The organism is Spartinivicinus marinus, from assembly GCF_026309355.1.
GTDB lineage: Bacteria > Pseudomonadota > Gammaproteobacteria > Pseudomonadales > Zooshikellaceae > Spartinivicinus > Spartinivicinus marinus.
This window is the reverse complement of the sequence record NZ_JAPJZK010000001.1, coordinates 3897075-3922630: the sequence shown is the minus strand read 5'-3', so window position 1 is coordinate 3922630 and position 25556 is coordinate 3897075. Positions and strand designations below refer to the sequence as shown.

Genomic DNA, 25556 nt, shown 5'->3' with positions numbered 1-25556 from the left:
GTCTATTCAATCACCTATCCGCTCTAGTACGCTGCTCACATCTAGTTGACAGCCGTTTATCGTTGTAATGAAATCACCCAAAATTGAGACACTAACCGTCGAAGGCTTTGAACAATTACGCCTGGCCATTGAGCAGTCAAATTTAACAGAGGCACACAAGATTTTAGTTATCGGTGTATTGGAGCTGTGTTTATGGCTTCAGGAACAACTGACATTCTCCAAAATCAGTATTAACAACCTTAAAAAAGCATTTGGTATCCAGTCAGAGAAACGTTCTCGCAGTAAAAAGCCACCCACTGAATCTGATGAGCCATCTATTGAAAGTAACGTCAGTCAGGATAATGATACCAATAAGGCTGACAACAGCCAGCCTAAGTCAAGTGCCAATACGACAGATAAACCTAAATGCCCTGGTCATGGTCGATTACCTGCCAGTGCTTATACCGCCGCTGAAACCGTTGAACTGAGTCATCCTGACTATACAGCAGGTGATCCTTGTCCTACTCAATGTGGCGGTAGGCTCTATCAAATCAAGAAGCCTGGTGTCTTTGTCCGAATTGAGGGTGGGCAACTATTCAATGCCATTCGCTATGAGCGACAACGGTTACGTTGTGGGTTATGCGGTGAGCTCTATACAACACCGTTGCCTGCTGGTATCAATATCACTGAGAAATATGATGAGCGAGCCAAGGCGATGGTTGCTGTTTTAAAATACCAAATAGGCCTTCCCCTGTATAGACTTGCTCAGTGGCAACAACAGACGGGAGCTCCTATCCCTGATACGACTCAATGGGGGTTGTGTGTTGATGTTCACCAAGTCGCGACTTATGTTTTTAATGCCTGCATCATTTTAGGGGCACAAAGCCCTTTATTCTTTCAGGATGATACGACAGTCAAAGTGCAATCAGTAATGACGGGTAAGGAGGTGAATCCTGATAAGCCAGATAAAAAAGGCACATTTACTACCGGTCTGGTAGCGGATCATCAAGGTCATCCTATCTATTTATTTTTCTCCGGCCTCAAAAATGCGGGGCAAAACCTAACCGATGTATTAAATAAGCGGGAGGAGGATTTACCTATCCCGTTTCAAGCTTGCGATGCCTTATCTCAGAATAATGTTGATAAAGCCTTAGAAACCATTGTCTGTCACTGTATTGTACACGGTCGCAGAAAATTTGTTGAGCTTGAAGCCGATTATCCTGATCAGGCTACACTCGTCTTGGATACGGTTGGGCAAGTTTATGCTAACGAAGCTCACTGCAAAAAGCATACACTATCCCCTGAAGACCGACTGGCTTTCCATCAGGAAAGAAGCAAGCCATTGATGGAAGAAATGAAGCAGTGGATGGAGCAGCAATTGGCGGTAGAAGAGCCTAAAACGCCCTTAGCGAAAAGCTACCGCTACTGGCTTAAACGCTGGGACACATTGACTCGGTTTTTAACCCACGTCGGTGCACCGTTGGATACCAATACAGTTGAGCGTGCTTTGAAGCTGGCTATCCGTATTCGGAAAAGCAGCTTATTCCACAAAACCCTCAATGGTGCCAAAGTGGGTAGTGAATTAATGAGTGTTATCCATACTGCTTTAAAGAATGGTATTAACCCCATTGATTATTTAACGGCATTACAGCAACACCAAGCGCAAGTAAAACAAGACCCATTTGCTTGGTTGCCCTGGAATTACCAACAAACATTACAAGCACTGGTAGAGGAAACTCCACTCGCCGCATAATATTCACACTCATTTAAAAACCATTAAGCGGCAACTGATTTCCAATCTTCCATAATGGCAGCGCGTCTCGGGTCGCCTTGATATAAGAGGATTTGTAGCTCTTTAGCACTGATTTTATAAGTAGTGTCACCAGCCTTTGGCCACCATTTTAATTTGCCCTGGGAGAAGCGTTTCATGCAAAGCCAAAACCCTTGACCATCGTAGACTAATAATTTAACCGCTTCTTTACGTCGATTGGTAAAGACAAAAATGGTCCCCGAATCGGCTTCTTCACTCAATTGCAATTTACAAAGAGCTATAAGACTGTTGATTCCTTTTCGGAAGTCTACCGGTTTTACTGCCAATAGCAGCCGATGCTGAGGCGTTAGTTGCAGCATAATATTAAGCAATAAACCGTGTAATTAATGCATCAACGGCTTGTGATGATATTGCACTCACCTTTAGTACAGTGCCATCAGGCCGCGTTAGCTCAACGGATAAAGTCTCTGGCAAACATGACTCTGTTGCAGATGATTTTGCTGTTTCACCACTAAAATCGACTTTAATAAACTCATTGGCTGGTGGAACTGCTCTTTCAGTTGACTTAGCTTTACCATTTAATCTTTGCTCTTGCACCCTTAATTGAGCATGGCTGATCCGTAAAGTGGATAATATTTTTGATATTTTATAGTACTCCTGAAGTGCAATAACATCACGCCAATATGCCTTTGGAAATGGTTGACGTTTACCTGGTCGCTGTCGCCAGGCCTCAAACTTGGCTTGCACTGCCTCAAGAGTTAATGGAGATTCGGTGGGGGTTGCTGCTTCGGTCATTATTATCCTCAACAAGGCTGATAACTGTTGAGGTTAGGCTATCAGGGAAGGTTTGTACGAGTCACGCATGCTTACCAAGGGGACACCGATGATCTTTTCTTTTACCCCTGGCTGGTAAGCTTAATTGCTATAATCCAATATAAATGACTTTTTACAAAGTACACTCTTACACTGAGTACACAACACATTAACTGTAGCCAAACATAGGTTTGGGCCACCACCCTGTAACAATTCAACTTTGACAACCGCATTCTCGCAGTTTCTATCTTTGGTTCGATCTTACCATTCTAAGACCAAAAACCATTGAGTTTTACTTGACCACTTGTATCTTTCTCTGATGGATGGCTTGAGTAATTGATTGATTTGCATGGTTCCTGTTATAGGGGAACAGGAGTGGTGGGGAAAAAAGATAGATCATCTTAACTCAAATATTTATTCAAACTTTACTAACCCAAGTTTAAGTATCTCTAATTGTTTAATAAAAGAGTCGATTACTTGAGCGTGAGGCTGTTTAATTGAGTTAATAAACATTAAGACCCTACCCTTATGAGATATATCTAATCCGCTAAACGCCAATAAATTTTCAACTGGCTGTTCAATATAAGCTTTTGCACGCTGCAAGTTAGCTTTACCATAATACTCAATATATTGCTGTGGTTTTACAGTTTTTTGCTTCTCAAAAATATTTGCTTTTTCAATCATCTTTTGTAAGTTACACTTACTTAAAACCTCGCACCGATTGTTTATCCCGCGAACATCTTCAAATGAACTACCTGTATTATTCCATTCTATTGATATACAGCCTTCAGGATTATTAAAATTTATAAAACTAAGACCATACAAAGCTGTATCTGACGTATGCCACCATTGAGCATATAACTGAAGCTCAACGTTATAAAAAACAGTTACTATAAACTGCATATCAATACAGCCGTTATTAAGCCGCATAATACCAACCTCATCAAATCCATTTTGGATGAGCTGAGAGTCAATATCTACTATTTCTTTTTTCTGTCTAAATTTAGTTTCTTCTTTTTTTTCTTTTTTAGTTAACGGCCCATCATCTGGAATATTATAACCTTGAACAAGACTTACTAGCTTTTCAGCTTCAGGTAATTCTCGTATAAAACTATTAATTTTCTCTGTTATTCGGCCTAATCCTCGAAAAATAATTGATTCAGAAATGGCAACAGATTTTATCTCTTTTTCACTTAAATTTAGCTCATCCTCATTTTCTAACTCACCTTCATCATCATACTCATCTTTTTCAAAAATAATTCCAGACTCTTCATTTATGTAATACTCTCCAGACTCTAAGTCTTCACCATAGCTTTTTAAAAAGTCACTCCAAGAGGGAGCAAGTACTACTGTATCACTCTCACAAACGTCGATTATTTGTCCTTTAGTACCTTTTGGACCAGGGGCCATATCTATATAAGTAAATCCCTTGACTGTATAAATATCTTTAGCTATAGGAATCCAATCTGGATGGTAATACAGTGCAGAAAATAAAAGGTCGTACTCATCCTCTTCATCATAAAAGCCATCTTCATCATCTTGGGCATCTGCGTGCCATTCTTTTTTAAGCTCGTAATAAGAGATGATTTCATCTACAGACAACATTATAGAAATTCCAGGTAGTAAATAACGATCTTCATCTTCACCGCCCCCTTTATCTTCTGACTCCCCATTATGTACAGCTAAGCTGGCTAGAAAATCCTCTGGTATATCAGGAAAATACGCCTTTAATTTGGCAATAGTTTCCGATGATGCCGGGCCATTTAGTCCAGCCAAACGTTCTGGAAAATTGACTTTCATCCACTTTTTGATGGTTTCATAGTGAGTAGAGATAATACTGATATTAGACATGATGATACTTCTTTAAGATTTCAACAAACAATTTGTTACAGAAACGTAACATTGCATTCTACTAAAATAAATAACTATTTGCTATCAATCAAAATAGCACTAAACCACCCCCTCCACCCATACCATCCGATGCGGTTTAATCACTCGGGTGGTATGGTAGTATCCATCACATACCAGGTAGGGCCGTTATAATTTGGATCCTTAATAATATTGGATACGCTCTGGTCATTGGCCAACAGTGGCAAGGTTAATTCATCAGGAAAAGCCGTAGTTGCTCTGCCTATCCCCTCAAACTGTCAGTGCCAGTGCTAAAAGTCCTATGATTGCCAAAATAAAATGTCCTCTCATTAAATCGACCATGCTGTTAGTGATATCACCAACACTGGAGTGTGGTCATGCTGTGCCAGGAGGACTATCACATGATAATCCACTTACATCGCCAAGGGATTTACCAAAAAGATATTGCTAAACGTGTAGGCTGTTGTGAAAGAACAGTAAGGCGGGTATTACAGCAAGGTGGATCGCCGCCATCAAAATCGCGCAAACCAAAACCCAGTAAACTCGATCCTTATAAGCCAACGATTGATCGTTTATTGCAAGAAGATGTCTGGAATGCAGTGGTTATTTTTCGTGAAATTGTAGCGCTAGGTTATGATGGCAGCACCAGTTTGTTGCGCGCTTATATTACACCGAAGCGACCATTACGAAAAACAAAAGCAACGGTACGATTTGAAACCCCACCAGGGAAGCAGTTGCAGCATGACTGGGGAGAAATCGAGACCCTCATTGCAGGTCAAGTAAAGAAAATTTATTTTTCAGTTAACACTTTAGGTTACTCCCGTCGTTTTTATTTTTGGGCAACAGAGTGTATGGATGCGGAGCATACACTAGAAAGCCTGATTCTCAGCTTCCAATGGTTTGGTGGCATTCCACAGGAAGTGCTTGTTGATAATCAAAAAGCCTTAGTATTAGCCCATAGCCCAGGTGGTCATGTCCGTTTTAACCCACGCTTTTTGGATATGGCCAGTCACTATGATTTTATGCCAAAAGCCTGTCGTCCAAGGCGCCCGCAAACCAAAGGCAAGGATGAACGGATGGTGGGGTATATTAAGCACCACTTTTTCCAGCGTTATCGCCAATTTGACAGCCTGGATCATTTAAATCAGCAGGCACAACAATGGTTGCAAACAGAAGCCGATCAGCGTATTCATGGCACCTACAAAGCGCCCGTGATGGAACGGTTTCACCAAGAGCAAACGGCGTTAATTCCCCTTCCTATGCAACGTTATGACACCAGTTACCGTGAAAGTCGCTTGGTCAATTGGGATGGCTACATTGATGTATCGGGTAATCGCTATAGCGTGCCGGACTCTGAAGTGGGTAAACAAGTCATCATTCGTATTAGCTTAGACGGTGAGTTACGTATTTATGATGGAGAAAATCATCAACTTCTGACGAGGCATTTACTGCAGCCGATACAGCAAGGATGGCAAACACAAGCAGATCATCATCGTGCTCTCTGGGCTCAATGTACCGTAGAGCAACGTAGTTTAGCCATTTATCAGGAGGTGATCGATGAACCTCTGCCAACTATTTGAACGACTCCGGTTTGAATATTTACCCCTACAGCTTGATAGTGTCTGTGAACAAGCCACACAACAAAGCCTTAATTTACAGGAGTTTTTAACCGAAGCATTGGAAGTGGAATGGGCAGGCCGTTATCAAAAAGGGCTAGAAGGACGGCTCACGCAGGCCCGATTACCATGGGTTAAGTCATTAGAGCAATTTGATTTTAGTTTTCAGCCCAGCATAGATAAAAAAGTGATTCGTCAATTAACCTCACTTCGTTTTATTGAGCAGGCTGAAAATGTCGTCCTACTTGGTCCTCCCGGTGTTGGTAAAACCCATTTAGCCATTGCCTTAGCGGTTAAAGCGGCTGAAGCAGGCCAGCGTGTGTTATTTCTTAGCTTTGAACAATTAATGACAAAACTCAAAAAAGCGGAATTAGAAAATAGGCTGGATCGTCAGTTACAACAATTAATTTACCCTCGGGTACTCGTGCTGGATGAAATTGGCTATTTACCATTAACTCATCAAGAAGCGAGCTTGCTGTTTCGCTTAATTGCCAGACGCTATGAAAAAGCCAGTATCATCCTGACGTCAAATAAAAGCTTTATTGACTGGGGTGATGTGCTAGGTGATCAAGTGATTGCAACAGCCATTTTAGATCGGCTTCTTCATCACTCAACGACAATCAATATTAAAGGAGAAAGCTATCGACTGAAAGATAAACGTAAAGCAGGCATATTAACAAAAGTAACAAATGCGACTAAATCAAAAGAAGAGGCATCATAATGGTGCTAAAAACCGGACATTTTAAATTGGCAAACAGCGGACTTTTTAAGTTGGCATTGACAAAACATTTACTTCAAATCTGACGATTGCCTGCTCCACCGTAGCTCCAGGCCCAACGCCGCTAATAGTTTTTCATCCATAGTAGCTTACTCTTATGACTAACGCTGATTGAGTGCTTTTAAGTGAAGGTTTGGTTGATTGGTTAATCCTGCAGAAGACAAGCGCAAAATATGCCCGAAGTCATAAGTAAAAACCGGTGAGATGCTTACTGGTGAATAATCCCGGTTCCGGGCGACTAAGCCCCAGATACTACCGCCTTCATGGGCCTCCAACTGTTTGACCCAGGCCACTGTTCGCTTTTTGGAGCTTTATGTTCCGACGCATGCTCAATATCAATGAATAACGCGACCCCATCAGGAATAAGCTGGACCTACAACGGGCATTGGATGAGGGTTAGGGGAAATTTTTATCTGTAAAGACTCTGTAAGGCTATGTGACTTTTATCTCATATTCAAACACACAACTGTTCAGAAAACATTCAATCATATATATTGCACACGCGATTAACTAACACGTTAAAGGTTAGTGACCATCAAAAAAGGATTTTAGATATTTATCGATTTTATTTTGAAGATTGTGTTTCTAAATCATAGCAGTGCGTAGTATATATGGCGTCAAATAACGTTCTCCCATTTTACCATCAGAAAGCCCTTAATTTATTTTTTAACAAGGCTGATGCGTCAACAGAAAATATCAAATTACGATATGAAAAAATGCGTTCTGTCTATTATCAAGATAGAATTCAAGAAGCGTTGGACCTTGCTAACTCATTGCTACAGCTTAACTTAAAGTCGATGGGTAAAGGGTATTTAGAGTCCAGTATTTTGCATTACAAAGGTGGCTGTCATACCCAGTTAGGGGAGTTTAAATCTGCGCTAGCCTGCTACAAGCAAATCACAGAAATTAACAGAGTCAATAATAGTGCCTGGGCTGCTATCACCTTAATTTACTTGAAGCTAGGTCAAAAAGACAAAGCTGAGCAGGCTGCTAATAAAGCACTAGAAATATTTCCTGATGAAAAGCAGTTTGATTTTATGAGAATAGAGTTGAACCTGTAAAATTTAATTTATCGTTGTTTATACTGCACAAAAACAATCACCTAGCCATGAACTTATCAGCCCCCAAGTAGGGGGCTATGGAAGCAATTATCTAGAGCTAAAATAAGTAGCAACAACCATTTCAGTGGAAGGATTTTCTTGCCCAAGACCATTAAAAAGTACGATAGGCACCTTACCATTTAGTATATTCGCTGTTTGTTGCATTTTTTGCTCTTGTTCTTTTGTAAATCTAAATGACACAGAGCTTATTAGGCTATTTGGAATACCTAACTTAGTTAATTGATCAGCTAGTTCACGTGCACGACGAGCCTCTTCTCTCGAACAGTTCGCAGGAGCCAAAATCATAACATGATTTGTTTTTGTTTCATTAGGCATTACAACAGGAATAAATTTATTTAAGTTTGTCCCACTTGAGTTTTTACTTATGCTTAATCCGCTTGAACTATCACTATAGAAGTTCCAATAGTAATAAAGCCCACCTAAAATTAGCATTAAAATAACAAATTTAAAAAAACTCATGTCTTTAGTCCAGCGCTGAAAACCCTCATCAAAAATTATAGTCAAACAGGCTTTTTCTTATATTGTAACCTATAAGCACCAGTATGATTTATTTAAAAGAGTTTTTAGGTGTTCCCCTTCTAACCATATTGTAAAACTTTCTATCACATTACAGAGGGACCCAATTAATAGCAGTAGTTGATGATGGTTAGCCCTATCTCAGAATGTCTTTAGTGTTTCCCCCAATCCCGCCAACAACTGCTTAATCTTCAACACACTCGCTTTCTTAATCAAAGCATAATCTGGCATGCACTCGCGAACAAACTGAGCCAGGTATTTTGGTTCCGTGGATGTAAGTAGCTCATCTTCCTTAATTGCACTTGTGTGCACCAGGCTGCCTTTTTCGAAGACCAACAACATCCGCACACGATCTAACAGGTTGGTAACAAGGGATTGCAAGTTCAGTTCTGGCTGGGCAGGTTGGGCTTCCTGTTGTAGCTTTTCCTTCAATTACCTTTCGCATTCAATGATGTAACGACGTGCTTAGCAGGCTTATTCTCCAAAGGGTGTTGTATTCGTTGCCCTCCTGGCATAAACCGAGTGAATCCGTTTTTCAAGCATAAAAATACCAACGCTTTCGGGGTTGATTTGTACCATTCTTTATACCTATCACAAGTCATTTTTGGGTTATGATAGGTATATATAAACTATTCGTCATTGTCAGCTATTTTAGTATTTTTTATTTTAAAACCCTATATTAGGTTTACCTTATTTCAACAATGAACTCCTGAAACCCTTCGGCTTCTGATGGTTCTATCTTATCAACTGATTTAAAAGGTAACCGTTTAAAGGCATGTTGCCAGAAAGTTCGAGCTTTCTTATCATCCTTATAAATAGCAATATGCCAAGCCATTGGGCTTTTAAACATTAGCTGTTTAAGCACAAGATAAGCTAAACCTTTACCTCGATATTTGGGCAAAATAAAAATATCAGCTAGCTCAGGTATTTCTTGTCCAGCAATTTCTGTAGGCTCAATAAATACAAAACCGCATAACATATCATTGAAATACAGCAAATAAGCCTCACCCTCTTCTTTGCCTGTAGCAATATCTAAAAAAAACTCCTCATCAATATCAAAAGTGCCATCAAGCTCCAAATCTTCTTTTGAATAGTAAGACCTATCGTATTCATAAAACTGCCAGAGCATTTTAAAAGCAGCAAAATTTTCTGTTATAACTTTTTTGATTGATAATGCCATATTTTTCAATAATTATTTCACTAAAATCACAAGTTTCACTGATGTCATATACCTCAGCACTTTATCAGCCTACCTTCATGTCTCATGATAGACATGTATATATTGGTATTATGCCTTGCAATACAGCTCTCATCATTAGTAGCATGAAATAAAGTGATATTTATACGATTTCTTGTATTAGCAAGCAATACTTAATATCATTTCAAGACTATATAACCATTATTACTATAATGCTTATGCATTACTTCAGTAAAGTTAAAAACAGAATACTAAAAATCATTTCATTATTGTTTGCTATTAATTTAGTCCTAGCAATATCATGGCTAACTTATGTCAATAACCATTTTACCCAGAAAGCCGCGCCCTTTGCAGATGCGACCATTATTTTAATGGGTAATTTTAATTCAACATATACTGCACTGGGTAATAAAACCTTACGCCGTCTAAATCATGCACTACAGCTATACAAACAAGGATTTACAGCCACTTTTTTATGTGTAGGAGGCTCTCGCCCAGATAAAGGTGTTTATGGTGCAGAGTTAATGAAGCAATACCTCATCAGCCAAGGGGTAGCAACTTCTGCTATTTTGATTGAGAAAAACTCTTTTGACACACAAACAAACTGGAAAAATGCAAAGCAAGTTATTGCTAACCAGAAATGGAAAAGCGTTCAAGTTATAAGTACTGCCCTTCACTTATACAGACTGAAAGGCATCATCGAGCAGTACCCCTCCCCACTAAATATCACTTACTTACCGATTTCCCTCTCACAACCAAACCCAGCTGCATCTTACTTTGAACTATGGTTTAATGTCCATTATGATTGGGCTGCTCATCTTAGTTACCTTTTACCACAGGCAACATACAGCTGGCTTATCAAAGTTATACGCAGTCAAAACTAAATGACTACCCTATTTATGGATGCAGTTTATTTTAGAACAATAAACCGCACCCATATCTAGAAATAGGTTATGATAGGTGCAAAATTTTTATTTTCCGAGGAATAAAGACAACTTCAATAAGAGTAACAATAAACAGTGTTATTCTGCCTCTACAGTTTGTGCTTGTCTAGAAAAATCATATTCTTCTTCAATTATAGGTTTAGCAAACATGGACTTTATTTTTCTTAACCAATTACTATCATAACGTTTGATCATCCTATAAATTTCTTCATGTCCACCTTCTTTAGCCAATAATGCAGCTGTTTTTCCTTTATGGTTTTTAAGGTCTGATTTAACCTCTCGAATTAATAACGATTCTACAATTGACTTATATCCATGTCTGGCCGCAAACATGAGTGCTGTCCAGCCATGCTTGTTTTGCAAATCAGGGTCAACCCCTTGCGCCAGCATTAAGTCAAATAAGTCTCTATCCCCTGAAAAGGCCGAAGTCATCAGGGTAGTCCCACCAAAATAAGTGCGTGCAAACGGATTTGCTCCTTTAGCAAGCAACAAACAAACAATTTCAATTTGCTTATTTCTAATCGCTTGATAAAGTGGTGTTCCCCCTTTATTATCTTGAAAATTAATATTCGCACCATTCTCAAGTAATAAATTAATTATTTTTCGATTACTTTTTCTAACAGCAATCTCTAATATAGTTTGACCTCTATTACAGTAGTTTGGATTAGCACCTTTAGATAATAGAAGTTTCACTGTATCAACACGGCTTTTACACACTGCATGCATTAATGGTGTGAATCCCCCACCGTCTTGTAAATCAAGGTTCCCTCCACGAGAAATCAAAAACTCGGTAATAGCGCATCCTCTATCATCTACTGCAGCCATTTGGTGAACCTCTCTTTCCATCTATCAAATAACAAGATGACTTAATAAATAAACCTCAAACCAGTTACAACAATTTACTATTTGAGCACCTTTAACTTAATAGAGGCAAGCTTAGTGCCAATAAAAATACCTATAATTTTCAATTAGTTAGAAAAAAGCAAATTACATATTGTAAAGTTATTAAAAATTAGTTTTTTGCTCAAACAAAAGCTAGTCATCAAGGTCTAGTAGAAACAAACTAAATAGCAAATATATTGACAGTGGCCTTATGAACAGGAAAAGTTATCACGCAACCAGTCAAATACTTCTTCTCGACGCTGTTTTTTTCGAGGTAGATCTTTTCTAATCATATCCTCCAATGTATGCAAGTATTTTTTATACGATTTACGGTTACTTAATTGTTTATACGTCTTTTTCGAAGACCTTAAATACTCGAGCACCTTTTCCAACATTGGAATAACTTCTTCCACTTCATATCGATAAAAAGTGGTTTTATCTGGCTTTCCAATAAATTTAGGCGAGTCATTATTTGTTGAGTGCTCTAAGTAGGCATATTTGAGATCTTTACTTCTAACTTGAATACCCATAACTACCCCCAAATTCAGCTAATAAAAACTCAGCAAAATTTATACCTATTACTAACCTCACTTATAATTCAGCAAGTTACAGTCTTTAAATGGTATTTTAGCTAACAGAGGGTAAAGTTGAATATACGATAGTTAAAGTGCTATACACTGATCTAATGAATGTTTAACAGTTTGAATTGCCTCTTGCAATGGCATTTTTTTTATTACATCATTCCATGGCTCAACTGTAACAGGGCCTTCATAACCTTTACTTTTTAGGGACTGTATAAAACCAGAAATATCCGTCACACCTGTTACCAATGGTAACTCCCGAGTAAACTCAGGCATATTAAATAGATGATATCCATTCAAGGCATCATTTAATTCAACATACACTATATACTCTGTATCAAGATGTTTTAAGTCTAGCAATCCCGCACCACTATATTGCCAGTGATGTACATCTAGCTTAAAACCAGCATAACCATATAAGTCTGCACTTGCAATTAATGCTCTAACACCATCAATAGTATGAATAAAGTCGTAATGGGTGGTTAACCTTGTTTCAACTGGACCAATAAACTCAAAGCCAATTTTAATTTTATGCTCAATTAAAATTGGCTTTAGTTGCTTCAGCCGCTTTACCATTAGCTGAAAATAATCATTAAACGACAAATTATCTGAAAAGGGGGGGATATAGAAAAGTGCAGCGTCACTACCTACTTGATGAGCAAAAGCAGCCTGCTCAGCAAAAGTATGTAAACTTTTTAAGTAGTCCTGCTCTGAATGACGACAGTACATGTCTACATCCAAGCTAAATGCAGCAGGCCTTAGTTGGTATTCTCCCAGCAATTGTTTGACATCTGTTACCGTGAACCGCTTTTGTATTAGCCGCGCGATATCTAAATTAATGCCATCAAACCCATAACTAGAAGCAAGCTTACATGCTAACTCTACTTCATTAACAACATGCCCCAAGTTTCCACAGTGGGTAATATCATCTGTTACATTGAGTACTGAGTACATGGTCTATCCTTAGGATCGCCAAAAGACGAATAATAATTATTATCATTTAAGGCGATAATATACCTATTTAGTACCCGCACGCAAGCCTGCGACAGTCTGCCACATAGTCAATTATGATAGATAAAGATACACTAGCGGCTCGTAACAACGTTCTATGCTTGAGCCTGGATACAGGCCTAACTTTAGGCGATTATCTTAAGTGGGTTATACTGACTCATTTGCTGTAATCGCCCATTTTTTGAGTTATGATTTTTTTCTCTAAAGCTCCACTAAACCTTTCTGTTTCTCGGCAAAACCTATTTCGCCTGGGCATGGTACGCACCGTATTTTTATGCAGCTTGTGCGTTATATTATTGCTAGCCACTAATTACACACCACTCATCATAAACACTCAGCTAGTTGCAGGTGTCTTATTAGTAATGGGGGTTGTTAATATTTTTACATATTGGCGCTTTCGACAGCTGACACCTGTCAGTGAATGGGAGTTTTTTGCCCAGCTACTTTTTGACTGCTTTTCACTAACGCTACTACTCTACATTAGTGGTGGTGCAAGCAATCCGTTCGTCTCTTATTACCTCATCCCCATCATTATTGCCGCTGCTACATTGGCATTACCTTTTACTGTTACCATTACCTTAATCTGTTTAAGCAGTTATACCCTGTTACTATTTTTCTACCAGCCACTACCTCAACTGATCCCAGTGTTTGATAATAGTACACAGCAATTTCAAATGATTAACCTACATGTTGTAGGCATGTGGCTTAACTTCAGCTTAAGCGCTCTACTGATATGCAGCCTTGTTGTTCGAATGGCGCAAACTTTACGACAACATCAAGCGCAACTAGCGATAAAGCGTGAACAAGACTTACGTAACGAACAGTTATTTGCAGTCGGAAGCCTGGCAGCTGGTGCAGCCCATGAATTAAATACGCCACTTAACACTATGATGTTATTAGTTAATGAAATGCAGCAGGATTATCGGCAACACACTGCCATTGCAGAAGATCTCAATTGTTTAACAAGCCAATTAAGTCAATGCAAGCAAAGCCTTCGCACACTGATTGCGGAAGCTCAGGTCAGCCTCCAACCCACCCAACAACCTATTAAAAAAATTATTGACCAACTACTAGAACGCTGGCAAGTGCTTCGACCAGAGGTTTCAGTTGAATCGAATACTACTGATTTAGCAGACTCACAAGTTTTAGCCGATGCCTCCTTACCCCAGGCACTATTAAACTTGTTAAATAATGCTGCAGATCAATCCCACCAAAAGGTTCAGCTTTTTGCTAAAACAGCTAAACAACATGTTGAAATAGTCATTAGAGATTTTGGGACAGGCCTGGATATGGCCAACTTGGAGAAGCTCGGCACTCCTTTTTACACTAATCAGCCTGACAAAGGATTTGGCCTTGGTTTAACCCTTAGCCAAGCCTCTATTGAACGACTGGGCGGTTCTGTTACGCTGCTAAATCACGCCGAACAAGGTACCGAAACCCATATTCAGCTACCTTTAGTGACACACCCATAAAGCGAACTAATTGATGAGTAATACACACCCCATCTTACTAATTGTTGATGATGATACAGCCTTGCTTCAGGTATTGGCTCGTGCAATGCGCAAGAGAGGTTATGAAGTCATTACAGCCTGCTGTATAGAAAGCACATGCAAACTGCTTAAATTATTTACTCCTCAATTTGCAATTATTGACCTCAAACTAGCAAATGAGTCTGGTTTAGAAGTTATCCCAATAGTTAAACAACATGCACCAAATGCAAATTTACTGGTATTAACCGGTTATGCCTCTATTACTACAGCGGTTGCAGCTGTAAAGCTAGGAGCCAACAATTACTTATGCAAGCCCGCAACTGCAACAGAAATTGAAACAGCTCTCACTCAGCAAGAGACTAACCCTATACCTGAATTAAGTGAAAAACCCATGACCGTTGAACAACTTGAGTGGGAGCACATACAGAAAGTGTTATTAGCAAATCAGGGCAATGTCTCTGCCACAGCAAGGGCTTTAGGTATGCATAGACGTACTCTACAGCGCAAACTACAAGTAGGTGAACGTAAAAAGTCAACGATTTAAGTATTTTTGCTGATTAAACGTAATGACCCAATCAGGCTTAAATACCGTTACCGCAGAAACCACCATGCCATTAATAACCGCTTCAGGCATAACAATGAGCGGTGTATAGGGTAGATAGTCAGGCCAATTAGCTGGAAACTCAAAACCATCACTCCCCCATAGAACAATAATTACTGCCACAATCACTAATAAAGCACTAAATAAAGATCCGACAAAGCCAATGCCAAAAATATAGGTAAAGATATTGCGTGACTGAAAGTGTTCTATCCATTGATAAAATAACTGCATAGCCACTACTGGTACTACGATCATTACCAGCCCATTAACACCAAAGCTTACCCAATCAGCCTGCTGAAATAATGTCAGTAGTGCTAACACGACAAAGCCACTCATAATTGCTCTAGGCCAACCAATAACTAGCGTAACAGCGGACATACCCAAGAAATGCAGACTGACACCTATCGGAAAGTCTCGATGAATCAGCCACAACAGGCTCAAGCAAAAAATACTGGCGCCAAACCGGTGTTGTAGCCCGCTATCAGCTAAAATGGCAGATATGTCCAGAAACAACCAAGCAACTAACAAAACAGCGCCTAATAGTACCAACGAACCAAACACCTGGAGATCAGTTAATAAAAAGCCTGCGAAACTCAAAATGATACCTTGCAATAAAAAAGAAAGTCGTAGTAGATACCTGTGATAGGTACATCAGCATCAGGTTTTGTGTAGTGAAAATACTGACTCTTTTGTACCCAGGTTATGATATGATCCTGCGCCAATTTGGGTATCCGGCTAAACCCTACATTTAACAACCTCTAGTCTGGGTATTTCATAAACTTGCATAAATATAATGTTATGAAATACCCAACTCGTAGTAACTAATGAAGTAACCTGATGATAGATCTTATCACGCAAAAAACCGCATCACTGAAAAATGACTTACTTTCTGGCCTAACTGTTGCGTTAGCGTTGGTGCCTGAAGCAGTTGCCTTTGCTTTTGTGGCAGGGGTCGAGCCCTTAGTTGGTCTCTATGCTGCTTTTATGGTGGGTCTAATCACTTCGTTAATTGGTGGCCGTCCAGGTATGATTTCTGGTGCCACTGGCGCCCTGGCTGTTGTCATGGTCACTTTGGTCGCGGAGCATGGCGTCGAGTATTTATTTGCAACTGTCGTATTAATGGGATTAATTCAAATAACAGCTGGGGTCCTAAAGCTGGGTAAATTTATCCGTATGGTGCCTCACCCTGTCATGCTAGGCTTTGTGAATGGTTTAGCAATCGTTATTTTCTTAGCCCAGCTGGGCAGTTTTGGCAAAAACAGTGGTGAAGGCTGGTTAGCCAATACAATATTAGAAGGTTCAGTTATTGATGTAGCCTGGATGCAAGGCCCCGAACTCTGGGTCATGCTTGGCTTGGTCGCGTTAACCATGGCGATTATTTTTATCCTGCCTAAGCTGACTAATGCCATCCCAGCCTCTTTGGCTGCTATCGTCACTATTTCACTGCTTGTGATTGGCTTTGGTATCGAAACCAAAACCGTTGGCGATGTCGCCTCTATCGCTGGTGGCTTGCCTAGTTTTCATATCCCGATGGTGCCACTTACTTTTGAAACTCTCTGGATCATACTACCCTACTCAGTGATCCTGGCTGCCATTGGCTTAATTGAGTCTCTCCTGACATTAAGCCTTATTGATGAAATTACCGAAACTCGTGGTAAAGGTAACCGCGAGTGTATCGGGCAAGGTGTGGCAAATACTGTTACTGGTTTATTTGGTGGCATGGGTGGATGTGCGATGATTGGCCAGAGCATGATAAATGTAAATTCTGGTGGTCGCGGCCGCTTATCTGGCATTACTGCAGCCTTGTGCTTGTTAGCCTTTATTTTATTTGCTTCATCATTAATTGAGCAAATTCCGATTGCTGCCTTGGTTGGCGTGATGTTTATAGTGGTAATTGGTACTTTTGAATGGACCAGCTTCAGAATTATCCGCAAAATCCCAAAGTCTGACGCCTTCGTGCTCGTCCTGGTTTCAGGGGTTACCGTTGCGACAGATTTAGCAATAGCAGTGATCGTAGGTGTTATTGTTTCTGCCTTGGTATTTGCCTGGGAGCATGCCAAGCACATTTACGCAGAACTTAGTGAAGAAGGTGAAAGTAAAATTTATTCTTTAAGAGGGCCGCTGTTTTTTGGTTCAGTCTCCCACTTTAGAGAAATTTTCCACCCTAAAACAGACCCAGACCATGTAATCATTGACTTTCAACACTCACGAGTTTGTGACCATTCAGGTATTGAAGCAATAGATGCATTAGCCGAGCGCTATCAAACCGCAGGTAAAGTATTACACCTACGTCATCTCAGCCCTGAATGTATCGAGCTATTAGAAAAAGCCAAAAACCTGGTTGAAGTAGATGATATGACTGACCCTCACTATCACATTGCCACAGACAAGTTGGCTTAATACTCCAACCAGTCATTGCAAACCTACCGGCAGTAGTCGGTAGGTTTCTTCAGAGTTGACCTTTAACTTTTTCACGCTGAGTCAACAGTATGTCTGGTTTTAATAAACCACTTATATTTTTGTCAATACTCTTTTCTTTGCTTTAAAAGAATTATGCTGGTGATGAGTGGAGGCCGTAAAGATATAAAATACCAAGATGATAAAGCTTAAAAATACGACACTAGCAAATAATTCTAAGCTGTCTCGATAAAGAATATTCCAGCCTCCGAGTAATAAACCAACCCACCCTAAACACAGGATGAGCCAGCCTGACCAGTGAATAAAACGGCAAGCTAAACCCAACACAGTAATGACTACTACAATAGTCATCCACTTAAACCAAGTACTAATAATTAATACATGGAGCCACCCTTGTAACTTAGAAGCTCCTGTATAACCAACATTGACTAAGTGGGTTAAATTGAGTAAAGCAATGTTTTCAATAAAATCAGTCGCCAAAATAATCACTGCTAAACCTAAACACCAATAGGTTAAACCTGCCAGCAAAGGCTTATGCAGCCATAGCAGTACAGCTAAAAAACTGACATAAACAGCCATGAAAATAAAGTCGACATAGTTACCCCAATCCATAGCTCTCACAAGAGCATCACGCAAATCTATACCATCACCAAACAAATGAAATACTTCGGTTGGTGTCTGCGCAAACTCAAAGGCAATTATGGGGGTCTTCACCCCAGGGTAGGTCCAGGCTAACTCAGCAGGAAAGATAAATCGAAGCACTAACCCTATTAGTAAGGTCATCACCCCTAAGCAGCGGGCAATTGATAATACAGTCCATGGCATCATAGAAAACTAACAAATTATTGAGCTGCTAACATTATTTATACTACACATTATCTACGACTCTCCATCATCAACACCCCTGATGTCATCTCAGTTTATCTAACTTAAATAGCTTTATGTGGTGTTAGACAACTAATTAGTGGTGAGTACACCATAGATTCTGAAAACAAACCCTAGCGTTTTAAGTTATATGACATTACCAACGCATCTTCCCGTCCATCTGCTGCGGGGTAATAGTTTTTCCTTAATCCAATTTCTTCAAATCCAATTCGCTTATATAACCTAATAGCACTTAAGTTAGAGGATCTCACTTCAAGAAACATTACCTCAGCGGCCAACTCCCTTGCCCTTGATAAAAAATAACTTAATAAAATTTGCCCGTATCCATTACCTTGAAACTCCGGTGCAACTGTAATATTGAGTAAATGCGCTTCACCTACTGCTACAGAGAAAACTCCATGGCCAATTAATTTATCTGCATTATCAATTACCCAACACTCATAGTCAGACTTTAGACAGTCTTTAAAAATACCTTTACTCCAAGGGTAAGAATAAGCTTTGCACTCTACCTTCATTACGTCATCTAAACGCTTACTGGTCATAGGCAACAGTTGTAAATCATCTGTCATCATAGGCTTAGTTTATGCTGGCGACCAGTCTATCTTGGTAATTGCTGCAAGATCCTTCCAGGCTTCTTTTTTATATTGAGGTAATCGTAAAATCTCATTCAAGCTATGAGTAACAGCTAGCCATTGCTCGCCTTGTTGCTTAAGCCCTCGCACCGATTCAAAATCCTTATCTAAACTTAAACCATATTTTACCGCCGTCGCCCCCATCAAGATCACCAGCTTTTTACTTGAAAAACCTAGTTGCCCCTCCAAATATGCTTTTACTGCAGCACTGGCAACAGGCTCAGACTGATCAACAAATTGCTGAAAGGTAAATGGCCATTTAAAGCTCTTAGCCTCATTAACAATACTTTTAATATTTAATGCAGTAAGTAGGTTATTAACTAACGAATAATGTAATGCTGATAGTTCATTGACTCCACTATAAGGCAACTCAGTAACTAACATCACTTGCTCATTAGGCGTCATACAAACCAGCTGAAAATAGCAAGGCTCGGTTAGCACTGCTTGTATTTCTTTAACTTGTTCAGCTTCTAGTTCTGGCTGGCCTGTTATCCCTTCTTTAGAGATCGTTGCCGACTTATCACTATTAACCAGAGAGTCACGAATTTGCAATTTTGCCAATTTAGGCCGCTCAGTTAAACTCTCAGGTAAGTAACGTGAAGGGTTAGCTGATTCTTCTGACTGAGTTGTAGCTGCTTGCTGATTGATCGCTGAAGCCTCGACTAAACTTCCATTGTTAGTGACAGGCCAATAGTAATCTGGTGTAGGCAGCGCACTGGGTAGCTGATAACGAGGAAACCAAGAAGGGATTCCCATCGCTTGCAGATAAGCCTGTCGCTGCTGCTCTAACATTACATTACTCCCAAAAACTTAACTTAAACATTACCAGCTTGAGGGTGAGCTCTTTGAACCCCTGCTTCTAGTAAATTAAGGGCGTTAATGTAAGCCTTAGCCGATGCAATGACAATATCCGTATCAGCACCATTGCCATTAACAATTCTTCCTCCTCGTTCCAGCCTTACAGTTACCTCTCCTTGCGAGTCAGTTCCACTAGTAATCGCATGCACTGAGTACAGCTCCAAAGATGTATTAGATTCAGCAATTACCTCAATTGCTTTAAAGGTTGCATCCACCGGCCCACTACCTTCAGAACTCGCTCTTCGCTCTTTACCACTGACTGTAAGTGTTATTTTGGCAACTGGTGTTTCTCCAGTCTTTGAGCATACTTCTAATGTTTGTAATTTATAGGTTTCAGTAATCTCAGAAGTGCGTGTATCACTGACTAGCGCCTGCAAATCCTCATCAAATATTTCATGTTTTTTATCTGCAAGTTCCTTAAACCTAGTAAATGCAGTATTTAACTCAGCTTCTGAACTAAAGTGCACTCCCAACTCTTCAAGACGACCTTTAAAAGCTGTTCTTCCTGAGTGTTTACCCAACACCATTTTATTTGCTTTCCAACCTACATCTTCTGCCTTCATTATTTCGTAGGTTTCTCTATGCTTTAACATGCCATCTTGATGAATGCCTGACTCATGAGCAAATGCATTTGCTCCCACAATGGCTTTGTTCGGTTGAATTGGAAATCCGGTAATACTCGATACTAACCGAGAAGTGGACACAATGTGTTTTGTATCAATATTGGTTTCAACATTTAAAACATCTTGGCGGGTTTTAATTGCCATCACAATTTCTTCAAGTGAAGCATTGCCTGCCCGCTCACCTAAACCATTGATCGTACATTCCACCTGCCTGGCACCATGAGCAACTGCAGCCAAGGAGTTAGCTACGGCAAGTCCTAGATCATTGTGACAATGCACTGAAAAGATAGCTTTATCTGCATTTGGAATCCTTTCTATCAGCTGCTGAAAAGTCTCACCAAACTGATGAGGGATGGCATAACCAACCGTATCAGGGATATTGATTGTTCGAGCACCAGCATTAATAGCAGCCTCAATAATCCTACACAAGAAGTCTAAGTCTGATCGGCCCGCATCCTCGCAAGAAAACTCCACATGATCTACTAGCTTACGAGCTCGCTTCACCGCATGAACGGCTTGCTCTAAAACCTTTTCTGGCTCCATTCGCAGCTTATACTTCATATGGATTGGTGATGTTGCTATAAAGGTATGTATTCTAGGTACTGTAGCGTTTTTAAGTGCTTCCCCTGCTCGGTCAATATCACCATCAAGCGCCCGAGATAAGCTACAAATACTGCTGTTTTTAATCGTCTCAGCAACCGCTTTAACTGACTCAAAGTCACCTGGACTCGCCATAGCAAAGCCTGCTTCGATCACATCTACCCGCATTTTCTCTAAGGCTTTAGCAATTCGTAGCTTTTCATCCTTAGTCATTGAAGCACCAGGGCTCTGCTCACCATCACGCAATGTCGTATCAAAGATCACGACTCGATTATTATTCATAAAAACACTCCTACATAAGCCTATCAATGGCTAATCAGAATCACTTTATAGATTAGAGAAATTAAGCGTTTGGTTGGATAAATATTTAGCTTTCTGCCCTAAGGCAGGAGGAGAAGGTAGAGCCGCATAGAACAAAGAGCTTGGAAAATCAATGTCTTCATATTCTCTGCTGAAAAGGTCATGAATGTTATGTTGTAATATCTATATAATTTTTTATGAACCACCCGTCAATAATAGTATGCTTTATTAGTCAATGCAAAGGAAGCTCAAGGCCTTTTCTTAAAACCTTCCCCACTTACTTCTTTTTCAAGACGCCTGTGATCCTCTTTTTCCCAGTGATATTTATATGAAGCGGCATCATCCTGAAGTGCCTTCCGCAAAATCGAGCTGTCTTCAATCATCTCGTTAATATGTGCTTGCTTTTTTGCCAGACGCTCTTGCTCTGATTGAAATAGCTGAGGCAGCGGGCTTAGTACTTGCTCCTCTTCTGTTATTTTCGAGTCACTAGCAATTTCTTCCGAATCAACCGATATATCAAATGCTTGAGTAGGGATAGAGGAAATAACCGTCATAGCAATAAAGCCAAAATAAACAATTACGTTTTTCATATTCTGTACTCTACCTATTAGTTAGCCTTACCAAATAAAGCTAAAGAAACAAAACTTCTGACAAATAGCCCCACAAAAGCAAAAACCCCCAACACTTTGTGCTGAGGGTTTTTAAAATAAGGCGCTTGACGATGACCTACTCTCACATGGGGAGACCCCACACTACCATCGGCGCGGAGCGGTTTCACTACTGAGTTCGGGATGGATTCAGGTGGTTCACACTCGCTATAGTCGTCAAGCAAAACTGGAATTTGGAACTGTTTTGCGTTGGTTTTCGTAATTTGAATTCTGCGTTGTACTTTTTTGGTGATACTCTTTAGCTTATTTTTAAGCTTTGCGTTCGATGTATTATTTCGTTGTGCTTGTCTATTTCGCTTTGGATTTGTACTCAAATCACTTTGGCGTTATATGGTCAAGCCTCACGAGCAATTAGTACGGGTTAGCTCAATGCCTCACAGCACTTACACACCCCGCCTATCAACGTCTTAGTCTTAAACGGCTCTTTAGAAGGCTCAAGGCCTAAGGGAAGTCTCATCTTGAAGGGGGCTTCCCGCTTAGATGCTTTCAGCGGTTATCCCGTCCGAACTTAGCTACCGGGCAATGCGTCTGGCGACACAACCCGAACACCAGTGGTTCGTCCACTCCGGTCCTCTCGTACTAGGAGCAGCTCTCCTCAAACTTCCAACGTCCACGGCAGATAGGGACCGAACTGTCTCACGACGTTCTAAACCCAGCTCGCGTACCACTTTAAATGGCGAACAGCCATACCCTTGGGACCGGCTTCAGCCCCAGGATGTGATGAGCCGACATCGAGGTGCCAAACACCGCCGTCGATGTGAACTCTTGGGCGGTATCAGCCTGTTATCCCCGGAGTACCTTTTATCCGTTGAGCGATGGCCCTTCCATACAGAACCACCGGATCACTAAGACCTACTTTCGTACCTGCTCGACATGTACGTCTCGCAGTCAAGCGCGCTTATACCTTTACACTAACCGCATGATGTCCGACCATGCTTAGCGCACCTTCGTGCTCCTCCGTTACTCTTTGGGAGGAGACCGCCCCAGTCAAACTACCCACCACACACTGTCCTCGATCCCGATCAGGGACCAGAGTTAGAACCTCAAACATACCAGGCTGGTATTTCAAGATTGGCTCCACGATAACTAGCGTTACCGCTTCAAAGCCTCCCAGCTATCCTACACAAGTAGGCTCAAAGTCCAGTGTGAAGCTGTAGTAAAGGTTCACGGGGTCTTTCCGTCTAGCCGCGGATACACTGCATCTTCACAGCGATTTCAATTTCACTGAGTCTCGGGTGGAGACAGCGTGGCCATCGTTACGCCATTCGTGCAGGTCGGAACTTACCCGACAAGGAATTTCGCTACCTTAGGACCGTTATAGTTACGGCCGCCGTTTACCGGGGCTTCGATCAAGAGCTTCGCCGAAGCTAACCCCATCAATTAACCTTCCGGCACCGGGCAGGCGTCACACCCTATACGTCCACTTACGTGTTTGCAGAGTGCTGTGTTTTTAATAAACAGTCGCAGCCACCTGGTATCTTCGACCGGCTCCAGCTCCATTCGCAAGGAATTTCACCAGCTCCGGCGCACCTTCTCCCGAAGTTACGGTGCCATTTTGCCTAGTTCCTTCACCCGAGTTCTCTCAAGCGCCTTGGTATTCTCTACCTGACCACCTGTGTCGGTTTGGGGTACGGTTAATAATGACCTGAAGCTTAGAAGCTTTTCCTGGAAGCATGGCATCAATTACTTCCTCATCCGAAGATGAGTTCGATATCGGCTCTCAGTATTAGCACCCCGGATTTGCCTAAGATGCCTACCTACAACCTTAAACCTGGACAACCATCGCCAGGCCAACCTAGCCTTCTCCGTCCCTTCATCGCAGTCATTATTAGTACAGGAATATTAACCTGTTTCCCATCGACTACCACTTTCGTGCTCGCCTTAGGGGCCGACTCACCCTGCGCCGATTAGCGTTGCGCAGGAAACCTTGGTCTTCCGGCGAGGGAGCTTCTCACTCCCTTTATCGTTACTCATGTCAGCATTCGCACTTCTGATACCTCCAGCAGACCTCCCGATCTACCTTCGCAGGCGTACAGAACGCTCCTCTACCACCCTAACCTAAGTTAGGATCCGTAGCTTCGGTGTCTAGTTTGAGCCCCGTTACATCTTCCGCGCGAGCCGACTCGACCAGTGAGCTATTACGCTTTCTTTAAAGGGTGGCTGCTTCTAAGCCAACCTCCTGGCTGTCTGGGCCTTCTCACATCGTTTCCCACTTAACTAGAACTTTGGGACCTTAGCTGACGGTCTGGGTTGTTTCCCTTTCCACGACGGACGTTAGCACCCGCCGTGTGTCTCCCGTGATTGCACTCATGGGTATTCGGAGTTTGCATCGGGTTGGTAAGTCGGGATGACCCCCTAGCCGAAACAGTGCTCTACCCCCCATGGTGAGACACGAGGCGCTACCTAAATAGCTTTCGAGGAGAACCAGCTATCTCCGGGCTTGATTAGCCTTTCACTCCGATCCACAAGTCATCCCCTGGCTTTTCAACGACAGTGGGTTCGGGCCTCCAGTCAGTGTTACCTAACCTTCACCCTGCTCATGGATAGATCGCCCGGTTTCGGGTCTATTCCCAGCGACTGTTCGCCCTATTAAGACTCGGTTTCCCTACGCCTCCCCTATTCGGTTAAGCTTGCCACTGAAAATAAGTCGCTGACCCATTATACAAAAGGTACGCAGTCACATGCCGAAGCATGCTCCCACTGCTTGTACGCATACGGTTTCAGGTTCTATTTCACTCCCCTCAACGGGGTTCTTTTCGCCTTTCCCTCACGGTACTGGTTCACTATCGGTCAGCTGGGAGTATTTAGCCTTGGAGGATGGTCCCCCCATTTTCAGTCAAGATATCACGTGTCCCGACCTACTCGATTTCACTTAAAATGGCCTTTCGTGTACGGGGCTATCACCCTGTATCGCGGAACTTTCCAGATCCTTCCACTAAACCATAACAAGCTTAAGGGCTAGTCCGCTTTCGATCGCCTCTACTCACGGAATCTCGGTTGATTTCTTTTCCTCCGGGTACTTAGATGTTTCAGTTCCCCGGGTTCGCCTCATACACCTATGAATTCAGTGCATGATAACCACCTAAGTGGTTGGGTTTCCCCATTCGGACATCGACGGATCACAGTTCGTTTGCCAACTCCCCGTCGCTTTTCGCAGGCTCCTACGTCCTTCATCGCCTCCAGCTGCCAAGGCATCCACCGTATGCGCTTAATCACTTGACCATATAACCCAAAATAATCTGAGTCACACTTACAAACAATTACAACGATATTTTACGCCGAACGCTTGAGTATCACATTTCTGTATACTCAGCAGTTATTTTCAAATTACTACAGTTCCAAATTGTTAAAGAGCAAGTGGCTTAAAAAAAGCCATGGATAAAAAGTAACTTCCTAACCTTT

24 protein-coding genes and 2 rRNA genes are annotated in these 25556 nt (G+C 41.3%); 8 read left to right on the top strand and 18 right to left on the bottom strand.

The annotated features are described in order from the left end of the window. Nucleotides 1-67: 67 nt before the first annotated feature. Nucleotides 68-1732 carry an IS66 family transposase gene (gene tnpC / locus OQE68_RS17885; RefSeq protein WP_266195626.1) on the top strand — a complete coding sequence of 555 codons (1665 nt, stop codon included), beginning with the start codon at nt 68-70 and terminating at the stop codon, nt 1730-1732. A 23-nt stretch (nt 1733-1755) separates the two neighbouring features. On the opposite strand, the gene tnpB is transcribed toward tnpC, so the two are convergent. From tnpB to OQE68_RS17870, 3 genes are all read right to left on the bottom strand, one after another. Continuing rightward, nucleotides 1756-2109 (bottom strand): IS66 family insertion sequence element accessory protein TnpB, encoded by a 354-nt coding sequence (gene tnpB, locus OQE68_RS17880; RefSeq protein ID WP_180571489.1) that lies wholly within the window; start codon nt 2107-2109, stop codon nt 1756-1758. 4 nt (nt 2110-2113) lie between these two features. Beyond that, on the bottom strand, nt 2114-2545 hold the full coding sequence (locus tag OQE68_RS17875; RefSeq protein ID WP_180571490.1) for a hypothetical protein: 432 nt from the start codon (nt 2543-2545) through the stop codon (nt 2114-2116). 432 nt (nt 2546-2977) lie between these two features. Further along, a complete protein-coding gene (locus tag OQE68_RS17870) occupies nt 2978-4414 on the bottom strand; it encodes an SMI1/KNR4 family protein (RefSeq protein WP_180571858.1) in 1437 nt (478 codons plus the stop codon). 395 nt (nt 4415-4809) lie between these two features. Here OQE68_RS17870 and istA point away from each other — a divergent pair, with 395 nt between their 5' ends. Together istA and istB are read left to right on the top strand one after the other, a co-directional pair. Next, the gene (gene istA / locus OQE68_RS17865) at nt 4810-6012 is read left to right on the top strand and encodes an IS21 family transposase (protein WP_180571876.1); all 1203 of its coding nucleotides are present in this window, start codon (nt 4810-4812) and stop codon (nt 6010-6012) included. After that, on the top strand, nt 5990-6769 hold the full coding sequence (gene istB, locus OQE68_RS17860) for an IS21-like element helper ATPase IstB (protein WP_180571877.1): 780 nt from the start codon (nt 5990-5992) through the stop codon (nt 6767-6769). Before istA ends, istB begins: the two co-directional genes overlap by 23 nt. Nucleotides 6770-6927: 158 nt before the next feature. Here istB and OQE68_RS17855 read toward each other — a convergent pair whose 3' ends face one another. After that, nucleotides 6928-7119: a phage protease gene (locus OQE68_RS17855; protein WP_180571278.1), complete on the bottom strand. Its 192-nt coding sequence runs from the start codon at nt 7117-7119 to the stop codon at nt 6928-6930. A gap of 318 nt (nt 7120-7437) precedes the next feature. On the opposite strand from OQE68_RS17855, the gene OQE68_RS17850 reads away from it, so the two are divergent. Then, nucleotides 7438-7887 (top strand): tetratricopeptide repeat protein, encoded by a 450-nt coding sequence (locus OQE68_RS17850; RefSeq protein ID WP_180571279.1) that lies wholly within the window; start codon nt 7438-7440, stop codon nt 7885-7887. An 87-nt stretch (nt 7888-7974) separates the two neighbouring features. Here OQE68_RS17850 and OQE68_RS17845 read toward each other — a convergent pair whose 3' ends face one another. From OQE68_RS17845 to OQE68_RS17835, 3 genes are all read right to left on the bottom strand, one after another. After that, complete coding sequence (locus OQE68_RS17845; protein ID WP_180571280.1) at nt 7975-8406, bottom strand: hypothetical protein; 432 nt, start codon at nt 8404-8406, stop codon at nt 7975-7977. Nucleotides 8407-8604: 198 nt separating this feature from the next. Continuing rightward, a complete protein-coding gene (locus tag OQE68_RS17840) occupies nt 8605-8895 on the bottom strand; it encodes a hypothetical protein (RefSeq protein WP_180571281.1) in 291 nt (96 codons plus the stop codon). 253 nt (nt 8896-9148) lie between these two features. Further along, nucleotides 9149-9643 (bottom strand): GNAT family N-acetyltransferase, encoded by a 495-nt coding sequence (locus OQE68_RS17835; RefSeq protein WP_255491067.1) that lies wholly within the window; start codon nt 9641-9643, stop codon nt 9149-9151. A 236-nt stretch (nt 9644-9879) separates the two neighbouring features. On the opposite strand from OQE68_RS17835, the gene OQE68_RS17830 reads away from it, so the two are divergent. Then, nucleotides 9880-10545, top strand: a complete 666-nt coding sequence (locus tag OQE68_RS17830; protein WP_180571283.1) for a YdcF family protein — start codon at nt 9880-9882, stop codon at nt 10543-10545. Between the two features lie 138 nt (nt 10546-10683). Here the strand turns inward: OQE68_RS17830 and OQE68_RS17825 are convergent, their stop codons facing one another. From OQE68_RS17825 to OQE68_RS17815, 3 genes are all read right to left on the bottom strand, one after another. After that, nucleotides 10684-11430: an ankyrin repeat domain-containing protein gene (locus tag OQE68_RS17825; protein WP_180571284.1), complete on the bottom strand. Its 747-nt coding sequence runs from the start codon at nt 11428-11430 to the stop codon at nt 10684-10686. Between the two features lie 266 nt (nt 11431-11696). Continuing rightward, nucleotides 11697-12017 (bottom strand): hypothetical protein, encoded by a 321-nt coding sequence (locus OQE68_RS17820; RefSeq protein ID WP_180571285.1) that lies wholly within the window; start codon nt 12015-12017, stop codon nt 11697-11699. Nucleotides 12018-12149: 132 nt separating this feature from the next. After that, nucleotides 12150-13022, bottom strand: a complete 873-nt coding sequence (locus OQE68_RS17815) for a sugar phosphate isomerase/epimerase family protein (RefSeq protein WP_180571286.1) — start codon at nt 13020-13022, stop codon at nt 12150-12152. A gap of 419 nt (nt 13023-13441) precedes the next feature. Here OQE68_RS17815 and OQE68_RS17810 point away from each other — a divergent pair, with 419 nt between their 5' ends. Further along, the gene (locus OQE68_RS17810) at nt 13442-14551 is read left to right on the top strand and encodes an ATP-binding protein (protein ID WP_180571287.1); all 1110 of its coding nucleotides are present in this window, start codon (nt 13442-13444) and stop codon (nt 14549-14551) included. Between the two features lie 13 nt (nt 14552-14564). Then, nucleotides 14565-15113, top strand: coding sequence for a response regulator transcription factor (locus OQE68_RS17805; protein ID WP_180571288.1), 549 nt, complete (start codon nt 14565-14567; stop codon nt 15111-15113). Here OQE68_RS17805 and OQE68_RS17800 read toward each other — a convergent pair. After that, the gene (locus OQE68_RS17800; protein WP_180571289.1) at nt 15102-15767 is read right to left on the bottom strand and encodes an energy-coupling factor ABC transporter permease; all 666 of its coding nucleotides are present in this window, start codon (nt 15765-15767) and stop codon (nt 15102-15104) included. The two genes, OQE68_RS17805 and OQE68_RS17800, sit on opposite strands and share 12 nt — an antisense overlap. 240 nt (nt 15768-16007) lie before the next feature. On the opposite strand from OQE68_RS17800, the gene OQE68_RS17795 reads away from it, so the two are divergent. Further along, on the top strand, nt 16008-17570 hold the full coding sequence (locus tag OQE68_RS17795; protein WP_180571290.1) for a SulP family inorganic anion transporter: 1563 nt from the start codon (nt 16008-16010) through the stop codon (nt 17568-17570). A gap of 111 nt (nt 17571-17681) precedes the next feature. On the opposite strand, the gene OQE68_RS17790 is transcribed toward OQE68_RS17795, so the two are convergent. The 7 genes from OQE68_RS17790 to OQE68_RS17760 form a co-directional block, all read right to left on the bottom strand. Next, nucleotides 17682-18416 (bottom strand): hypothetical protein, encoded by a 735-nt coding sequence (locus OQE68_RS17790; protein ID WP_180571291.1) that lies wholly within the window; start codon nt 18414-18416, stop codon nt 17682-17684. 170 nt (nt 18417-18586) lie between these two features. Then, nucleotides 18587-19045: a ribosomal protein S18-alanine N-acetyltransferase gene (gene rimI / locus OQE68_RS17785; RefSeq protein ID WP_219340215.1), complete on the bottom strand. Its 459-nt coding sequence runs from the start codon at nt 19043-19045 to the stop codon at nt 18587-18589. A gap of 9 nt (nt 19046-19054) precedes the next feature. After that, nucleotides 19055-19897 (bottom strand): uracil-DNA glycosylase family protein, encoded by an 843-nt coding sequence (locus OQE68_RS17780; protein ID WP_180571292.1) that lies wholly within the window; start codon nt 19895-19897, stop codon nt 19055-19057. Nucleotides 19898-19920: 23 nt separating this feature from the next. Continuing rightward, nucleotides 19921-21468: a 2-isopropylmalate synthase gene (locus tag OQE68_RS17775; protein ID WP_180571293.1), complete on the bottom strand. Its 1548-nt coding sequence runs from the start codon at nt 21466-21468 to the stop codon at nt 19921-19923. A gap of 266 nt (nt 21469-21734) precedes the next feature. Further along, complete coding sequence (locus OQE68_RS17770; protein WP_180571294.1) at nt 21735-22076, bottom strand: hypothetical protein; 342 nt, start codon at nt 22074-22076, stop codon at nt 21735-21737. Between the two features lie 123 nt (nt 22077-22199). Next, nucleotides 22200-22315: ribosomal RNA gene (rrf, locus tag OQE68_RS17765) — 5S ribosomal RNA — on the bottom strand. A gap of 169 nt (nt 22316-22484) precedes the next feature. Continuing rightward, nucleotides 22485-25376, bottom strand: a 23S ribosomal RNA gene (locus tag OQE68_RS17760). Between the last annotated feature and the right edge of the window lie 180 nt (nt 25377-25556).